15 protein-coding genes are annotated in these 17058 nt (G+C 31.7%); 5 read left to right on the top strand and 10 right to left on the bottom strand.

Annotated features, from left to right (window positions below):
- Positions 1-27: 27 nt before the first annotated feature.
- Positions 28-903 (bottom strand): PPK2 family polyphosphate kinase, encoded by an 876-nt coding sequence (locus RH98_RS02620; RefSeq protein ID WP_026038695.1) that lies wholly within the window; start codon positions 901-903, stop codon positions 28-30.
- Between the two features lie 69 nt (positions 904-972).
- On the opposite strand from RH98_RS02620, the gene RH98_RS02615 reads away from it, so the two are divergent.
- On the top strand, positions 973-1812 hold the full coding sequence (locus tag RH98_RS02615; RefSeq protein WP_010250202.1) for a DUF6929 family protein: 840 nt from the start codon (positions 973-975) through the stop codon (positions 1810-1812).
- A gap of 49 nt (positions 1813-1861) precedes the next feature.
- Here the strand turns inward: RH98_RS02615 and RH98_RS02610 are convergent, their stop codons facing one another.
- The 4 genes from RH98_RS02610 to RH98_RS02595 are packed head-to-tail and all read right to left on the bottom strand — an operon-like array spanning position 1862 to position 6630.
- Complete coding sequence (locus RH98_RS02610; protein WP_237717496.1) at positions 1862-3061, bottom strand: ABC transporter permease; 1200 nt, start codon at positions 3059-3061, stop codon at positions 1862-1864.
- On the bottom strand, positions 3051-4217 hold the full coding sequence (locus tag RH98_RS02605; protein WP_010250198.1) for an ABC transporter permease: 1167 nt from the start codon (positions 4215-4217) through the stop codon (positions 3051-3053). Before RH98_RS02605 ends, RH98_RS02610 begins: the two co-directional genes overlap by 11 nt.
- Positions 4218-4240: 23 nt before the next feature.
- Complete coding sequence (locus RH98_RS02600) at positions 4241-5227, bottom strand: HlyD family secretion protein (RefSeq protein ID WP_010250196.1); 987 nt, start codon at positions 5225-5227, stop codon at positions 4241-4243.
- Positions 5228-5241: 14 nt separating this feature from the next.
- Positions 5242-6630 (bottom strand): TolC family protein, encoded by a 1389-nt coding sequence (locus RH98_RS02595; protein WP_010250192.1) that lies wholly within the window; start codon positions 6628-6630, stop codon positions 5242-5244.
- Positions 6631-7188: 558 nt separating this feature from the next.
- Here RH98_RS02595 and RH98_RS16190 point away from each other — a divergent pair.
- Positions 7189-7476 (top strand): integrase core domain-containing protein, encoded by a 288-nt coding sequence (locus RH98_RS16190; RefSeq protein ID WP_081498609.1) that lies wholly within the window; start codon positions 7189-7191, stop codon positions 7474-7476.
- A 335-nt stretch (positions 7477-7811) separates the two neighbouring features.
- On the opposite strand, the gene RH98_RS02590 is transcribed toward RH98_RS16190, so the two are convergent.
- A complete protein-coding gene (locus RH98_RS02590) occupies positions 7812-9458 on the bottom strand; it encodes an ABC-F family ATP-binding cassette domain-containing protein (protein WP_010250190.1) in 1647 nt (548 codons plus the stop codon).
- Between the two features lie 277 nt (positions 9459-9735).
- The gene (gene nhaA, locus RH98_RS02585; RefSeq protein ID WP_010250189.1) at positions 9736-11076 is read right to left on the bottom strand and encodes a Na+/H+ antiporter NhaA; all 1341 of its coding nucleotides are present in this window, start codon (positions 11074-11076) and stop codon (positions 9736-9738) included.
- A 246-nt stretch (positions 11077-11322) separates the two neighbouring features.
- Between nhaA and lipA the strand changes: the two genes are divergently transcribed.
- Together lipA and gap are read left to right on the top strand one after the other, a co-directional pair.
- Complete coding sequence (lipA, locus tag RH98_RS02580; RefSeq protein WP_010250186.1) at positions 11323-12195, top strand: lipoyl synthase; 873 nt, start codon at positions 11323-11325, stop codon at positions 12193-12195.
- 47 nt (positions 12196-12242) lie between these two features.
- Complete coding sequence (gene gap, locus RH98_RS02575; RefSeq protein ID WP_010250185.1) at positions 12243-13259, top strand: type I glyceraldehyde-3-phosphate dehydrogenase; 1017 nt, start codon at positions 12243-12245, stop codon at positions 13257-13259.
- Between the two features lie 51 nt (positions 13260-13310).
- Here the strand turns inward: gap and yajC are convergent, their stop codons facing one another.
- The 3 genes from yajC to nusB are packed head-to-tail and all read right to left on the bottom strand — an operon-like array spanning position 13311 to position 15022.
- Positions 13311-13598, bottom strand: a complete 288-nt coding sequence (yajC, locus tag RH98_RS02570; RefSeq protein WP_010250183.1) for a preprotein translocase subunit YajC — start codon at positions 13596-13598, stop codon at positions 13311-13313.
- Positions 13599-13622: 24 nt separating this feature from the next.
- The gene (locus RH98_RS02565) at positions 13623-14069 is read right to left on the bottom strand and encodes a DUF1573 domain-containing protein (RefSeq protein ID WP_010250181.1); all 447 of its coding nucleotides are present in this window, start codon (positions 14067-14069) and stop codon (positions 13623-13625) included.
- A gap of 11 nt (positions 14070-14080) precedes the next feature.
- Positions 14081-15022, bottom strand: a complete 942-nt coding sequence (gene nusB, locus RH98_RS02560) for a transcription antitermination factor NusB (protein WP_010250179.1) — start codon at positions 15020-15022, stop codon at positions 14081-14083.
- A gap of 239 nt (positions 15023-15261) precedes the next feature.
- On the opposite strand from nusB, the gene RH98_RS02555 reads away from it, so the two are divergent.
- A complete protein-coding gene (locus RH98_RS02555) occupies positions 15262-17013 on the top strand; it encodes an ABC transporter ATP-binding protein (protein WP_010250177.1) in 1752 nt (583 codons plus the stop codon).
- Positions 17014-17058 lie beyond the last annotated feature (45 nt).

Here is a 17058-nt window from a genome sequence, read left to right as displayed (position 1 = left end):
ACACGTAGTATATTAGGGCTTTTTTATTTATTTTTCAGCAAGAAGATATTGCTTATAGAACTCTAAGTCTTTTTTCACATCTTCTGATAATTCTGGGATTTTCACATCTGTATATTTACTAAATACCTCTTCTAATATTTTTGCAAATAAATAACGGCACATATCCTTATTGTCTGCAGGAATTACATACCAAGGACACTTTTCTGTTGACGTTTTATTTATTGCAATTTCATAATATTTCTGATATTCATCCCAATATTCTCTTTCTTTTACATCATCAGGAGCAAACTTCCAATTGTGTTTTTCTTTATCTAATCTTCGTAAGATTCTACGTTTTTGTTCTCCTTTACTTAAATGAAGAAAAAACTTTAATACAATAACGCCATTGTTACTTATGTGATTTTCAAAATTAACAATTTCATCATAGCGTTTTTCCCAGAAATCATTATTAATATCTTCCACAGTATTTATAGATGGAATACGCTCATTTAAAACAATAGTAGGATGTACTCTTGATACTAGTACATTTTCATAATGAGTACGGTTAAATACGGTAAATTTACCGCGTTCAGGAAGATTGACATAATGACGCCATAGGTAATCATGTTCTAGTTCATAGGAAGTTGGCTTCTTAAAACTTTGCACTACTACTCCCCTTGCATTAAAAGATTTAAATACTTCACGTATTAAACTATCTTTACCTGCAGTATCCATCCCCTGTATACATATTAATACACTGTACTTATTATTTGCATATAATACATCTTGAAATTTACCAAGTTTTCTACTTAATTTTTCTAATTTGCGGATTGCCTTTTTAGATTTCATAATAGGATCTGGCAATGTCGGCAAATCATCCAAATTTATAGGGGCTATTACTTTATACTTTTCTTCTGCATCCATAACATTTTTTTTAAATGTATAAATTACCATTTTTTACTTAGATTTGAGTGAATCTTTTAAATTATTTTTATGAAGCAATTGACCTTAGAATTATTATTTCAATTATTTGGCATTAGTGCAGCTTCTGGACTTATCTATAATGATGATACTATACATGTAATAACTGATGACAGCACATATTTATATCATTATGATATAAATAATGAAGTCTTAACAAAAACACCTCTATCAGATTATTACTATGGTAGAGAAAACATAGAAAAGGAAATAAAACCAGACTTTGAATCTATTACACAGACTGCAAGTAACTTTTATATCTTTGGTTCTGGGTCAAAACAAAACAGAATAGACCTGGTAGAAGTTCATAAACTAACTAATGATGTTGTAAGTGTACAACAGTTAGATATTTTATATGAATCTATGAAATCATTTGCTCAAATAGATGATGAAGATTTTAATATTGAAGGTGCTGTCTATGATAAGGATATTTGGTATTTCTTTAATAGAGGAAATGGCCCTCAACACAAAAATGGAATATTTATAGTAGAAGGCGAGAGTATAATAGATAACTTTAGAATCACTTTTGTGCCTATCAAATTACCTAAATTAAATAAGGTACAGACAAGTTTTACAGATGCAGTTAAAGTTGATGATTATTTTTATTTCTTAGCGGCTGCCGAAAACACAAATTCTAACTATGATGATGGAGTCATAGAAGGTACAATAATCGGAAGAATTAATACTAAAAACTTAAAACTAGATAAGGTTAAAACTATTAGTACTACAAATAAATTTGAAGGAATCACACTTTATAAGAATACTGATAACCAATTAGAATTCTTACTATGTGAAGATCCCGATGATCCTAATAAAAACACAGGTATATATAAGCTCTCATTTAAAAAATAAAAAAAAGCCGATGTAAAATATATACATCGGCTTTTTAATGGATTTAAAATTATATTGAATTAGTTGTTTTCATTTTCATAAATCTCCTATTTGTCCAAACTGCTATGACAAAATAAAAGATACACAACAGCCACATTTGAATAAACATGTCATTTATCTCATGTAGTGAAGCTCCAAATTGAGTCAAAGATACATATCCTTGCGCGCCCACTGTACTAGGAACGAAAAAGGAAAGCGCTTTAATCCAAGCAGGAAAAGATACTGTAGGCCAAGATACTCCAGATAATAACAAAGTAGGTATTGAAAAAATTGTGATAGTCATAATCGCATCTTCTCTCCTTCTAAAAATATTAACCAGCGACATCCCTATAAATGTTACTGATAATACAAAAGGTATTAAAAACAACATGATTTCAAACAGATTACCTCTCTGTGGAAAATTATAGACATGATTAATCACTGTTGTTTCAATAAATAACAATGTCATTGAAATTATCAGATAAGCTAAACTGCGTCCTAAAGTTAAAAAGACACTTCCAAAACGTCTATTAGCATACGCAAAAGTAGACGTAAGTAAACCCTTTTCTCGCAAGGTTCCACCCAAAATACCCATACCTGATAATTGTAGCACTTGTAAGGCAATAATATACACTACAGGTATCAAAAATGTAGCATATCCAACATTAATATTATACAATGCAGATGCCGTTATATTAAATGGTCGACGCGTAGCAACAGCTTGTTCCATAGGAATTCCTTGGCTCATCGCTTTATTAACTTCTATCTGTCCGTTGAAAGTTCCCACAGCTTTCATTACTGCTCCAATAGTCTGCTTATAATACAACATATACGATGCATCACAATAAGCAGATATTGATGGGACTATCCCTTTCTGTACGTCTTTACCAAAATCCTTAGGAATAACGATAATTCCCTTAATTATTTCTTCATCATACATTTGACGAGCTTTCTCAAGACTTGTCGTATGATAATCAACAGACAATTGAGGAGTTGCATCTATCATCTGCTCTAGCTTTCTACTCAATTTTGATTGATCCTGATCGACAACTACCACAGGTAGATCATTAAAAGTCTCCAATGAATAAACGTAAGAATAGAAAAATCCTACAAGTAATATAGAGAGAATATAAGACATGATAATAGCAGAGTCAGAGAATATTAATTTAAACTCTCGTTTACATGCCTCTAAAACTAGTGACCAACTTTCGATTAGATTCTTAAACATCATATCCTCCTTTCTGTAAGCGTTTACTATAAAATGGTATACCAATCATCCCAATACATGCAAACACAGCTAAGGTAATCACATAACCTTGCTGAGAGCTATTAAATGCCAATCCTCGAATAGCATAATCAACTGTAAAACGCATATAAGAGTGGAAAGGAAATATATAATTCAGTGCACGAATAAAGGGACTCATTCCTTCTAGTGGAAACGTATATCCTGCAAAAGAGAAAGCTAAAGCAGAATAAGAACCTCCAATACTTAGCGCTGTACGCAAACTAGACATCACTGATGCTAGAAAAAATGCAATACCTTGACACACTAAAATAAAAGATAAGAAGAATAAATTTATCACTAAAAAACTTCCCTGCAATGGAACACCTATTTTATAATATAAAAGGCAATTCATAAAGAATCCTATTATAAAGAAAACAGTAGTGTAAGGTAAAATTTTACCAAACATGATAACAAAAATATTACCATTGCCTTGTTCATATAGTTCTTTTCCTCTGCGATATTTTAATACCGAGCCGAATACATATACAGACACTACCATTATTACTATCTGAAATGCCATCGGCATGAAAGCGATATTCAAATAGATTTCATAACTCGTGTAAGGATTGTATAAAACATGAGAATCAGTACCGACTGGCAATACTGAAGCTGCCGCCTGCTCAGGCATTAAACCACCATTTTGTAATGTTAGCACCTTAGCCCCAGCAGCAAACATAGTTGCTGTCGTTTGAAAATCACGTAATATTAACCCCGCTGGCAATAAATATTGTCCATTATAGTAACATGTCAAATTAGGAAGTAATCCCTTTTGAACATTCTTCTGAAAATCTTTTGGTATAATGATTAAAGCAAAAGACTCACCCCTTTTAATTGTTTTTTGTCCCTGTAACTCATCACTAACCTCATAGGCTATTTCCATTGTAGGTGTAGCATCGAGCATTCTAGCAAATTCTCGTGATAATTCACTTTTATCTAGATCTAACAGAGTAATAGGAAGATCTCTCGATACTCCCTTACTAAGTAAAGAGGCATAGTAAATGAATAAAATCAAAGGGACTCCAAGCATTAAAATTAATAACCTTGGACTTGTAAATATTCTTACAAACTCACCTTTAAATATGGACAAAAATCCTTTTTTCACAATTGTTTATTTTCTTAGATTTCTTATTTCAAACTACTTTCTAGAACCAAAGCACTCATACCAGGACGTAGTCCTTCAACTTTACTTGTTGGGTAAGCTTTAATTAAAAATGTTTTCATATCGAAATCTCCCTTCGTTTTTGTAGCAGTCCACGTTGCATAATCACCTTGTGCAGCAATATATCTTACTTCAAACTCTATTTTTTTATCTCCTAAACCAGGTACAACAGCTTCAAACTTGCTACCTTTTTGAAATTTAGAAAGTAATCCTTCTTTTATATTGAAATTAACCCATACATCATTTAAGTCAACTAAATTGACTACTGGATAACCCGCATTTACAATTTCACCCTTGTTTGGCATGATAGTTAACACTTCTCCATCATGAGGAGCTTTTACTTCCCCTTCTGCTTTTAGAATTTTAACTTCTTCTACTGCAGCTTGAGCTTGATGAACTTTTGCCAGTGCAGCAACTTTATCTTCTTCACGAGCTCCTTTAAATGCCATTTGATATTGAGAATGGGCAGCCTTTTCTACTTCTTGTGCAGCTTTGTATTGTGTGTAGGCCTCATCTCTTTTTTGAGCAGGAATTACTTTCTCATTATACAAATTATCAATACGCTTAAAAGTTTTTTCTGCAAGTTCCGAACCTACTTTAGCTTGTTGCCACATATTATAAGCTGCTTGAACTTCTTCTTCTCTAGCTCCTTTTTTTGCTTTATCATCAAGGGCTTGAGCTGCCTTTTGCACTGACTCTGCTTGATCTAATTTAGCATTAATTTCAGGAGTACTTATTTGTACTAAAAGTTGACCTTCTTTAACTATATCTCCTTCTTTAACTAAAATATTTTCTATTCTGCCAGGTATTTTTGAAGACACATTTATTTGTGTAGCGTCTACTTGACCTTGAATGTAATAATCATTTGGCGCACTCATATACCACAAAGACACCAACAAAATAACTACGATAACTACGATACCTACTATTGCACTTACTACTTTACTTTTCATTTTCTAACAAATAATTATTTTGTATATTCTATAAATTCATTACTCAAACCTGCATATTCTAATAAAGTTGCTAAATCAACTGAATATTGATAATGAGCTTTTAAGGTTAACAATTTTATTCCTGACAAATTCATTTCAGCATCTACTACATCCGTTGAAGAAGCAAAACCTTCAGAGAAAGCAAGTTTTCTAACTCTTAATAATTCAGTTGCTAATTTTTCTTGTACTCCAAGATTAGTAATTTCTTCTTCTTGTTTTTGAATGTCTTTATATATCTTCTCCACCAGTGTCTTAATATCCTTCTGAGCCTTTTTCTCCATAAATTCAACACTTTCTTTGGTCGCCTTAGCTGCGCGAATCTCATTTTTATTTCGCATACCTTCGAAAAGTGTATAAGTTAATCCAACACCCACAACCCATGGCTTATCCTTACTTTCCATCAATCCAAAACCTACTGGCTCATTATGCACTAAGATACCTTGCCCAAAAGCAACGATGTTAGGGTAATAAGAAGACTTTTTTGCTTTAATACCTTGATCAGCTAATTGTTTTTGGAGAGCTACTTTTTGTAATTCTGGATAGTTCTTAACAGCGCTTTCCTGATAATAACTTAAAGACTCAAGCTGAGGAATAATGAAAAAATCTGTTGTTAACTCGTCGTTTACTTCTTCTTTTTCTAAGGTATTTGCTAAAGCTACACGAGCCAATGTTGCATCTTTTAGAGCACTAGCTAATTCTCTGTTGGCTTGTGAAACAGCAACGTCTGCTTGCAACTTTTCAACGGGTGCAATAATACCATTTTCTTCCAATTTTGTAGCGTCATAAAGGTGTCTTTCCATTCCTTTCAAAACTTCCTTTCTAACTTCTACAGCTTTCTCAGCTAATTTTGTTTGAAAATAGCGATCAGCTAATTCTGAGATTAATTTATTTTCAGTTTTCTCTAGGTCCTTTTTCCCAATTTCACTTTCTATCTCCCCTGCCTTAATAGCCGCATTAATCTTTCCTCCCGTAAATAATGGCCAAGTCACCATTAATCCACCAGCAGCAATTTCACGTTTCATAAAAGTCAAATCCCAATTTCCTAATACTTCTGGATTGGGTATATGAAAAAAGCCACTCACATTATCTCTGAAATCATTCAAATTAGATCCTACTTTTCTATCAAAATAAAGTCCTATACCATAGGCTTTGATTGAGGGAAAACGATATCCCTTGGCAGATTTCCATTTGAATTCATGAACTTCTTCCTGTTTCTTAACTGCTTTTATAAGACTATTATCTCCACTCATTACAGAATGAGCTTCAGCAAAGGACAACTCCTGACCGTATGTATTATCAACTGCACAAAAAAATGCAATTGTACTTCCTAGAACTGCTAAATAACCTTTTAAATCCTTAACCATTACTTGATATTAAGTTATTATTTATAGAATAAACAAATATAGTATTATTTTCACGTTTACATTTACGAATTAATCCAATTTTCACAAAAATATACTCGTAATTATTCTTAATTTACCTTTTGATACTCTTCACTTTTAGACTTATCGTAGCATGTAGACCAAATATTTTATATTTCTTTCACATTTACAAAAGGATATTCAGAATATAAAAGTAGTATTTCATAGCTTGATAAAGCTTATCTTAGAATTGCAATGCAAATTCATCTAATCTTTTATTACTTCTCAACAAAACCAAATTTTATGCCATTATCGTAAATTATTTCAGTTATAACAACTCAAAAAAAGAAAAACAGACATAAGGATATGCTTATTAATTATATATAAATCAAAAGCCATAATTATATCTATTGTCTAAAAAAACTCCCATTATTGGCAGTATTGCAAGTATTAAAACTATCTTACTCATAGGCAACTTTACTAGAATTATCTACTACAATAATCTGAACACTACATCATTAATTACAATCTTGCAATTATAGTAAATAGTAGGACGAGACAATATCTATTAGTACTACACAATGCGGAGAACCAAGAGACAACGCAATAGCAGAACGTATAAATGGTATTATTAAAGGAGAGTTTAATCTAAATTATTCAAATTTAGGCTATCAAGGTACTGTTGAAAAAATTAAAAATAGTATAAATGCTTATAACCAAATTAGACCGCATGATAGTTGCGATAGATTAACTCCTAATCAGGCACATTTAAGAACAGGTGTCTTAACTAAGAGATGGAAGAATTATTATAAAACTAATAAACAAAAAACAAAACTTGTACAGTCATAGAAGGACTAGTGAAAAACTGTACAGTAAATGATAGGATTATTAACTATAGCTGTACAGTTATAGTAGGACGAGACAGGTTTTTATTGTGGTATGTCCATAGTGAGTCCATTATGAGTCCATAGTGACTCTATTAAAATAGGGGTTTTTAATAGAGTCAATATGGATTTACTATGAAGTCAAATTACTTACATACCCCACTAATCTAAGACAATGGCAATCTCTTTCTATAACAATATATTAACCCCATTTACTGAAAAATAAATTATAAACACAAAAAAACCAGAAGTAAGGACTTCTGGTTTTTTGTATTTATTATTCTCTATTGTAATATTCTACTAATTCTTTCTCTCTATATCTCGTAAATTCTCCATTTTCTTAATTGCTAAGAACCCTTTAATATCTTCAAAGTGCTCCTTAACACGTTTGTGTCCAAATTCAAACACTTTTTCTGCTAACCCATCTAAGAAATCTCTGTCGTGAGAAACTAGGATAACTGTCCCTTCAAAATCTTTTAAAGCTTCCTTGATGATATCTTTTGTCTTCATATCAAGGTGATTTGTAGGCTCATCCAGAATTAAAACATTATATGGTTCTAATAAAAGTTTTACCATCGCTAAACGTGTTTTTTCACCTCCTGACAATACTTTTACTTTTTTGTGAATATCATCACCCGAGAACATGAAAGCACCAAGAATATTCTTGATTTGTGTTCTTATATCTCCTTCTGCAATACGATCTACTGTTTCAAAGATGGTCAAATTCTCATCTAATAAAGAAGCTTGATTTTGTGCAAAATATCCAATTTGAACATTATGACCTATCTCTAATGCGCCATCAAAATCAATTTCGTTCATAATGGCTTTAATCATAGTTGACTTCCCTTCTCCGTTACGCCCTACAAAAGCAACCTTCTGTCCTCTTTCTACTACAATGCTCGCATCTTTAAAGACAACATGGTCTCCGTAAGATTTACTTAATTCTTTAACTACTACTGGATATTGACCAGAACGAGCAGCAGGAGGAAACTTTAAGCGCAATGCTGAATTATCTACTTCATCTACTTCATCTACTTCAATAATTTCTAACTTTTCAAGCATTTTCACTCTTGATTGTACTTGAAGTGTTTTTGAATACGTTCCTTTAAAACGTTCTATAAACTCAGTAGTTTCAGCAATCATTTTTTGCTGCTCTTCATAAGCTTTTAGTTGGTGAGCACGTCTATCTTGTCTCAATACTAAATAATCAGAGTATTTAGCTTTATAATCATATATTTTACCCATAGTTACTTCTATGGTTCTATTCGTAATATTATCTACGAACGCACGGTCGTGAGAGATCACCATCACAGCTTTTGCTTGATTGATTAAGAAATCTTCTAACCACTGAATACTCTCGATATCCATGTGATTCGTAGGCTCATCTAATAAAATTAAATCAGGCTTCTGCAATAAAATTTTGGCTAATTCAATACGCATTCTCCATCCACCACTAAATTCAGAAGTAGGACGAGTAAAATCTTCTCTTTCAAAACCTAACCCTTTTAATACCTTCTCTACTTCAGCCTCATAGTTAATCTCCTCTATAGAGTAGTATTTTTCACTTAATTCAGAAACGCGTTCAATCAACTTCATGTAAGCATCACTTTCGTAATCAGTTCTTACTGTCAATTCTTCATTAACTTTATCAATCTCCTCTTTCATAGCAAATACTTGCGTAAATGCTTTTGAAGCTTCTTGAAATACAGTACAATTATCAGCAGTCAATAAATGTTGGGGTAAATAGGCTATAACAGCTTCTTTAGGTGCAGAAATAGAACCTGTCGATGGTTTATTTTGACCTGCTACAATTTTTAATAAAGTTGATTTACCTGCTCCATTTTTTCCCATCAAAGCAATTTTATCATTCTCGTTAATAGAGAAGCTAACTCCACTAAATAAAGTAGTTCCACCAAACTGAACTGATATATCGTTAACTGTAATCATGTTTTTTTTAAAATTTTAATGCGGTGCAAATATAATATTTGTTTATTCCCTTTCAAGCAAAATATTTTGGGGGATTAAAAATAGATCATAATTATCATTCACTTCAATAATACTCACAGTCTAATTACTTTGCTGAAATACGCAATAGAATACAAATAAACAATACTAAAATAACTAGTGCTGTTCGATTTTGCTTTACAATGCTACTTATATATACGAAAACAAGCTATCCCTAAAATTGAGATAGCTTGTTGTATTTTTTATATATTATGTAAGATTAATTTTTCTTTTTACCTGCTAAAGTCAAAAGAATAAAACCAATAATTCCACCAAGTCCTGATGCTATTAAGATACCTAATTTAGCTTGATCTGGAAATTCTGGATGTAAATTAACATCAAAAGCAAGTTCTGTTACAAACAATGACATTGTAAAACCAATTGCTGCTAGGAAACCTAATCCAAATAAATTAAAATAAGTCATTCCTTTTGGCATAGCAACTACTTTTAATTTAATTAGCAAAGCAGTCAAACCTGCTACTCCAAGTACTTTTCCAAGTAAGAGTCCAAGGGCAACACCAATTGTTACTGCACTTAGACTACCACCTCCTAATGAAATTGGTATTGCGGCATTAGCAAGTGCAAACACAGGCATAACAAAGAAACTTACAAAATTGTGCATACTGTGCTCTAAACGGATAGCTGGAGGTAAAGAATCCTTTGCAAGCGTTTGAATATCTTCCACGCATTCCATTTGTTCTCCTGTTAAATTTGGAATCTTATCATCAGGATCAATTTTTCTGAATCGATCGCGTAATTTATCAAGTTTTGATACAAAATAAGACTCGTGAACTCTCGCAGTAGAAGGGATAGCAAATGCAGCTAAAACAGCAGCAATTGTAGCATGCACCCCAGAAAGCAAGAAACACAACCATACTCCACCAATACCTATAATAGCGTAATACACAGTATTTTTAACCCCTATTAAATTACTTATAATTAACAAGCCAAAAAATCCTAATCCCAAACCTAAATTTAGCAGAGATAAATCGTTAGTATAAAAAATAGCGATTACTAGTACTGCACCTAAATCATCGGCAATAGCTAAAGCTGTCAAAAACACTTTTAATGAAGTCGGCACTCTATCGCCTAGTAAAAACAATACTCCTAAAGCAAATGCTATATCAGTAGCCATAGGAATTCCCCATCCATGTGCAGCATCACTTCCTCCATTGAAAAAAGTATAAATTAATGCAGGGACTACCATACCTCCAATGGCAGCAATAATAGGTAACATTGCTTTTTTAGGTGACGACAATTCTCCTGTAGTTAATTCACGCTTTAATTCTAACCCTACTACAAAGAAAAAAATAGACATCAGTCCATCATTAACCCAATCTTTTAATGAATGACTTAGCGATATATCATTAAAAGAAAAACTAATATGATTATTATCCCAAAAGTTGACATACTGTTCTGCCCATTGTGAATTTGCCATAAAAATAGCTACAACGGCTGCTAGAAATAAGACAATTCCTCCTGAAGTAGATCGACTCATAAATCTGTTTACAGGTTCTGATAGCCATTTGTCTACGGGAGTTAATTTTATTTTATCATCCATTTTTAAAAATATTTGTTAGCGAATATACCTTTTCTCAAACTTTTAGGCAAACATCAATATTAAATATTTACCATAATATAACCTTTGATAAAAATTTATTAGCATTCAAAAAAACACACAGATATATAACAATCAAATAATAAAGTAAAAGTTTAAAAAAATAAAAAAGATAAAAGTTTAAATCCCTCTTAAAAGTTCTACTAGAAATAATAGATTAAGTATATTTGTGTTTTGAAAATCAAAAATATGGATACTGTTTTAGACTCAAATATACAACCTGTTGCTAAGCCGAAATGGTTACGTGTTAAACTTCCGACAGGAAAAAAATATACAGAACTACGAGGATTAGTAGATAAATATAAACTTCACACTATATGTACTTCTGGTAGTTGTCCCAATATGGGAGAATGCTGGGGAGAGGGTACAGCAACCTTTATGATCTTAGGAAACGTTTGTACACGTTCATGTGGATTCTGTGGTGTAAAGACTGGTAGACCAGAAACTGTTGATTGGGATGAACCTGAAAAAGTAGCTCGATCTATTAAATTAATGAAAATCAAACATGCTGTTCTTACTAGTGTTGATAGAGATGATTTAAAAGATGGAGGTTCTATCATATGGGCAGAAACAGTTCAAGCTGTTCGTAGAATAAGTGAAGGAACAACAATGGAAACTCTAATACCAGATTTCCAGGGGATAGAAAGAAATATTGATAGAATTATAGAAGTAGCTCCTGAAATTGTTTCTCATAATATGGAGACTGTACGCAGATTAACAAGAGAAGTTCGTATACAAGCTAAATATGACCGAAGTCTAGAAGTATTAAAATATTTAAAAGACCAAGGAATCAATAGAACTAAATCTGGAATCATGCTTGGTTTAGGAGAGACAGAAGAAGAAGTAATTCAAACAATGCATGATCTAAGAGGCGTTAACCTTGATGTATTAACAATAGGTCAATATTTACAACCTAGTAAGAAACACTTACCTGTAAAAGAATTCATCACCCCAGAGCAATTCAAAAAATACGAAGAAATTGGACTAGACTTAGGCTTTAGACACGTAGAGAGTGGTGCCTTAGTACGTTCTTCATATAGAGCACAAAAACATTTATTATAATAATAAAAATGGTCGCTTACTCAAGCGACCATCTTGTTTACAACTTTATGAAAAAAACGCGAATTGCAATTAATGGTTTTGGCCGTATAGGTCGTAATCTCTTTAAACTTCTTTTAGATAATACTGCCATAGAAGTAGTTGCCATCAATGATTTAGCTGATGTTAAAACCATGGCACACCTCTTAAAATATGATAGTATTCACGGGATAATACCTAATAAAGTTTCTTGTACAGATACTCACTTAATTGTAGACGATACTCAAATACCATTCTTTAATGAAGCTGATATAAAGAATTTAGATTGGAAATTGTTAAATATCGATTACGTAATAGAATGTACTGGTAAACGAAAAACAACAGAATTACTTGAAGAACATATAACGCAAGGAGCTAAAAGAGTAATCCTATCGGTACCACCTGAAGACAATTCAATAAAAACAATTGTGTTAGGTGTCAATAATGAAATTTTGACGGGAGAAGAACTTATTATTTCTAATGCTAGCTGTACTACTAACAATGCAGCTCCTATGGTCAAAGTTATTAAAGAACTTTGCGGAATAGAACAAGCATATATTACTACAGTTCACTCCTACACTACTGATCAAAGTTTACATGATCAACCTCATAAAGATTTAAGAAGAGCTAGAGGAGCTGCTCAATCAATAGTTCCTACTACCACGGGTGCTGCAAAAGCATTAACAAAAATATTTCCCGAATACGAAGGGAAAATTGGTGGTGGTGGTATTAGAGTTCCGGTACCTGATGGTTCTTTGACTGATATTACTTGTTATGTAAAAAGAGAAGTAACGATTGAAGAAATTAATGAAGCCTTTAAAAAAGCAGCAGAAACCACATTAAAAGGGATTTTAGATTACACAGAAGATCCAATCGTTTCTGTTGATATTTTAGGTAATACACATTCATGCTTATTTGATGCACAACTTACTTCAGTATTAGATAGGATGGTAAAAATTGTAGGATGGTATGATAACGAGATTGGTTACTCCTCCCGATTAATAGACTTAATTACCTATTTTGATAAAATTAAAAAGACCTCTTTGTAATATTACAAAGAGGTCTTTTTAATTTTATACGGTAATAACAACTAACTGTTATTATTTACTTTCATTATTTCTTTTTTGACTCATTTCCATAGAAATAGCAGAACGTTCCATTTGAATCTTACCTGCCATAGTCTCTAAAATAATAGTAGTTTCATTTAATTCACCAATTCTGCCATAGATACCAGATTTAGTAATTACTTTATCTCCTACTTTTAAATTAGCTTCATATTGTTTTTCTAATTTCATTTTCTTTTGTTGCGGACGAATCATTAAAAAATAGATCACTGCAAACATTAAGATTATGGGTAAAAATGACCCGAATTGTCCTAGACCTTCCATAGTTATAGTTTATATAATTTATACTTAATTACTTAGAGGAGCAACATTCGCTTTAATAGTTAAAAGCTCTTCTCCTTTTTGTGTATTTGTTACTAAAGTAACAGTTTTTTGTTGTTGACCCTGAGCTGACTGTTGAAAACGTACTTTTAAAATAGACTTTTCACCAGGAGCAATAGGAGTTTTTTGATATTCTGGAACTGTACATCCACAAGAAGCAAAAGCATTAATAATAATTAAATCTGCATTACCTGTATTAGTTAATTCGAATTCAGTAAAAACAGCTTCACCATTTTCAACATTTCCGAAATCATGAACAGTTTTATTGAATTCAATAGTAGGATACTCATTCTTAGTACTACTACTTTCTACTTTTTTAGCATTTTCTAAATCTATCTTTTTAGAAGCTTCATTATTATTACATGAAACAACTATTAGAGAAATAGAAAATAACATCAACAACTTTTTTCTCATTTTAATATTTTTTAAAGTAATCCTTTACCTATTTTAGTCATACGACCGTCTTGTGTATAAACTTTTGAAATATTATCTAATACTCCGTTGATAAAAATACTACTTTTTGGCGTAGAATACTCCTTAGCAATCTCTAAATATTCATTAATTGTTACTTTAACAGGAATAGAATTAAATTTTAGCATCTCACAAATAGCCATACGTAAAATAATAGTATCTAATTCTGCAATACGCTCAGGATCCCAGTTAGGAGTCTTATCTCTAAATTCTTCAGATAACTCTTTATAATTTAAGATTGTTTTTCTATAAAGATTTAAAGCAAAATCTTGATCCTCGTGATCTTTATAAACCTTTGGAACAAATATTTGACTATCACCATCTTTTAATTGACGTATTTGCTTTTGAATCATAGTGTTCACCAATGGCAAATCATCTAACCAAGTTAATTTATTATCCTCAAAGAATGAATAAATTTTCTCATTAGGCGCAACAATCTCAGTAAAAATATCTAATACGAACTTCTTATCGTCATTAAAAGTTACTTTCTCTTTAGCCATGTAAGCTTTGTAGATCTCGCTCTCTTTAATTTCATCCAATAGTAATTGAATGTAATTATCATGAATTTGCCACTGAGTTAGACTTTTTTCTTCAATTTTAGAAGAAACAGAAATAGAATTTTGTAAAAGTATTAATACTTTATTATCAATAAATCTCTTATTTGGGTTTCGTTCTTCAGATGTAGCTAAATGTTTTTTCTTGGCTAAAGAAATATAATCTTCTTCTTTTTTGCGCACCTCGATTAAGGTACTCAGCATCAAAAGGTATAGATCTTGAATATTTTCTATACTATTGATTAGAAACTTCTCTCCTGCTTGGATATTTTCAGAGTTACTTTGCTGCATCATATAAAGTGTTTGCATAACCTTTATACGAATGTGTCTTCTGTTTAACATGCTACTTAAGAACTTTTTTAGATATGTAAAATGTGGTGTTTATAACTTTGCAAAGGTAAAAAAATTTAATTTTAATCAAACAAGAAAGATGTATTAGAATATTATTTAACGATTTTTTGAGGAAATTATTAAAACACACCAATTTTTCTTATCTGAGAATAAGTTATCTTTGCCATTGGCTTTTTTTAATCACTAATTATAAAAAACAACTTCTTTCAAAAAAAGCCTTCTTAATTACTATGAGCGCATTAAGTCACTTAAATAAATACTTTTACAAATATAAAACTCGCTTTATAATAGGTATAGCGATAACTATAATTGCACAAATTTTCACATTATACACTCCAAAGTTAGTAGGTGATTCCATTCGAACTTTAGAGCAATTAGACGCTTTACACAAGCCTACTGTCATAAAATTATTGTCGGAAAATATAATTTGGATACTAATTACTACTCTTATTGCTGGTTTTTTAACCTTCTTAATGAGACAGACATTAATTGTAATGTCTAGACATATTGAGTTTGATTTAAAGAATGAAGTATTTCAACATTATGAAAAGCTAACACAAAGTTTTTACAAACAGAATCGCACAGGAGATTTAATGAATCGAATTAGTGAAGATGTGGGTAAAGTAAGACAATATGCAGGACCTGCAGTGATGTATTCTATCAATACATTAATACGATTTGCTGTAGTGCTTACTCAGATGTATATAATATCTCCAAAGCTTACGTTCTATTCTTTAATACCTCTTCCATTGTTAGGTTATTTAGTATTCAATCTTAGCCGAAAAATAAATGTGAGAAGTACAGCCTTTCAAGAGAATATGTCAAAACTCTCTACTTTCACACAAGAAATATTCTCAGGTATTAGAGTATTAAAAGCTTATTCAATAGAAAATGAAAAAGAAGAAGAATTCCAAAATCTAACCCAAGAAAGCAAAGACAAAGCGCTTAAACTTGCTAAAACGGGAGCTTTAATAGGTCCATTAATGATCTTCTTGATTGGGTTAAGTAATTTAATAGTAATATTTGTTGGTGCTTTACTTTACTTTAATGGTAGTATTCCTGACATTGGTATTATTGCACAATTTATATTATACATCAATATGTTGACCTGGCCAGTAGCTTCGCTAGGATGGGTTTCATCAATGATACAAGAAGCTGAAGCTTCACAAAAGCGTATTAATGAATTCTTAGATGTTAAACCAGAAATATACAATACCAATAAAGAGCACACGCCAATAGATGGTAAAATCGAATTTAAGAATGTAAACTTTACCTATCCTGATACAGGTATTAAAGCTCTAGATAATGTATCATTCAAATTAGAAAAAGGTAAAACGCTCGCTATTCTAGGTAAAACTGGGTCAGGAAAATCTACAATATTGTCATTAATATCGAGACTCTATGATACAAATGAAGGAACAATATTAATCGACGATATGCCTATTAAGGATTGTAACCTAAAAGATTTACGTCAAAATGTAGCTGTAGTACCACAAGATGCTTTTCTATTCTCAGATACAATAAGTAATAATATCAGATTCGGAAAAGAAAACGCGACAGAGGAAGAAATAATAGCTGTTGCAAAAAAAGCGGCTGTACATGAGAATATTATCACTTTTGACAAGGGTTACGAAACCATACTTGGTGAACGTGGATTGACATTATCAGGAGGACAAAAACAAAGAGTTTCAATAGCGCGTGCATTGATTAAAGATGCACCTATACTGATACTAGATGATTCACTATCTGCAGTGGACACAGAGACAGAGGAAAGCATCTTACAAAGTCTGGAAGAACACAGTAAAAATATAACTACAATAATTGTTACTCATAGAGTATCATCTGCAAAAAATGCAGATCACATTATTATTCTAGATCAAGGAAGAATCATCCAAAGTGGAACTCACCAAGAATTAATAGCTAAAGAGGGTTATTACAATGAGTTACACCAGAAACAACTCAGCGAAAAAGAAATTTTATAAAAAGTTGGTTTATTAAGTTTTTTTTTAGACTTTTGACTACTATAT

Origin of the sequence: Myroides injenensis M09-0166, from assembly GCF_000246945.1 — a bacterium.
Lineage (GTDB): Bacteria > Bacteroidota > Bacteroidia > Flavobacteriales > Flavobacteriaceae > Flavobacterium > Flavobacterium injenense.
This window is presented reverse-complemented; position numbering and strand designations above follow the sequence as displayed.

Coding starts and splice junctions, on each gene's coding strand:
- RH98_RS02620 (WP_026038695.1), bottom strand. CDS start 903: ATGGATGCAGAAGAAAAGTATAAAGTAATAGCCCCTATAAATTTGGAT.
- RH98_RS02615 (WP_010250202.1), top strand. CDS start 973: ATGAAGCAATTGACCTTAGAATTATTATTTCAATTATTTGGCATTAGT.
- RH98_RS02610 (WP_237717496.1), bottom strand. CDS start 3,061: ATGATGTTTAAGAATCTAATCGAAAGTTGGTCACTAGTTTTAGAGGCA.
- RH98_RS02600 (WP_010250196.1), bottom strand. CDS start 5,227: ATGAAAAGTAAAGTAGTAAGTGCAATAGTAGGTATCGTAGTTATCGTA.
- RH98_RS02595 (WP_010250192.1), bottom strand. CDS start 6,630: ATGGTTAAGGATTTAAAAGGTTATTTAGCAGTTCTAGGAAGTACAATT.
- RH98_RS02590 (WP_010250190.1), bottom strand. CDS start 9,458: ATGATTACAGTTAACGATATATCAGTTCAGTTTGGTGGAACTACTTTA.
- nhaA (WP_010250189.1), bottom strand. CDS start 11,076: ATGGATGATAAAATAAAATTAACTCCCGTAGACAAATGGCTATCAGAA.
- lipA (WP_010250186.1), top strand. CDS start 11,323: ATGGATACTGTTTTAGACTCAAATATACAACCTGTTGCTAAGCCGAAA.
- gap (WP_010250185.1), top strand. CDS start 12,243: ATGAAAAAAACGCGAATTGCAATTAATGGTTTTGGCCGTATAGGTCGT.
- yajC (WP_010250183.1), bottom strand. CDS start 13,598: ATGGAAGGTCTAGGACAATTCGGGTCATTTTTACCCATAATCTTAATG.
- RH98_RS02565 (WP_010250181.1), bottom strand. CDS start 14,069: ATGAGAAAAAAGTTGTTGATGTTATTTTCTATTTCTCTAATAGTTGTT.
- nusB (WP_010250179.1), bottom strand. CDS start 15,022: ATGTTAAACAGAAGACACATTCGTATAAAGGTTATGCAAACACTTTAT.
- RH98_RS02555 (WP_010250177.1), top strand. CDS start 15,262: ATGAGCGCATTAAGTCACTTAAATAAATACTTTTACAAATATAAAACT.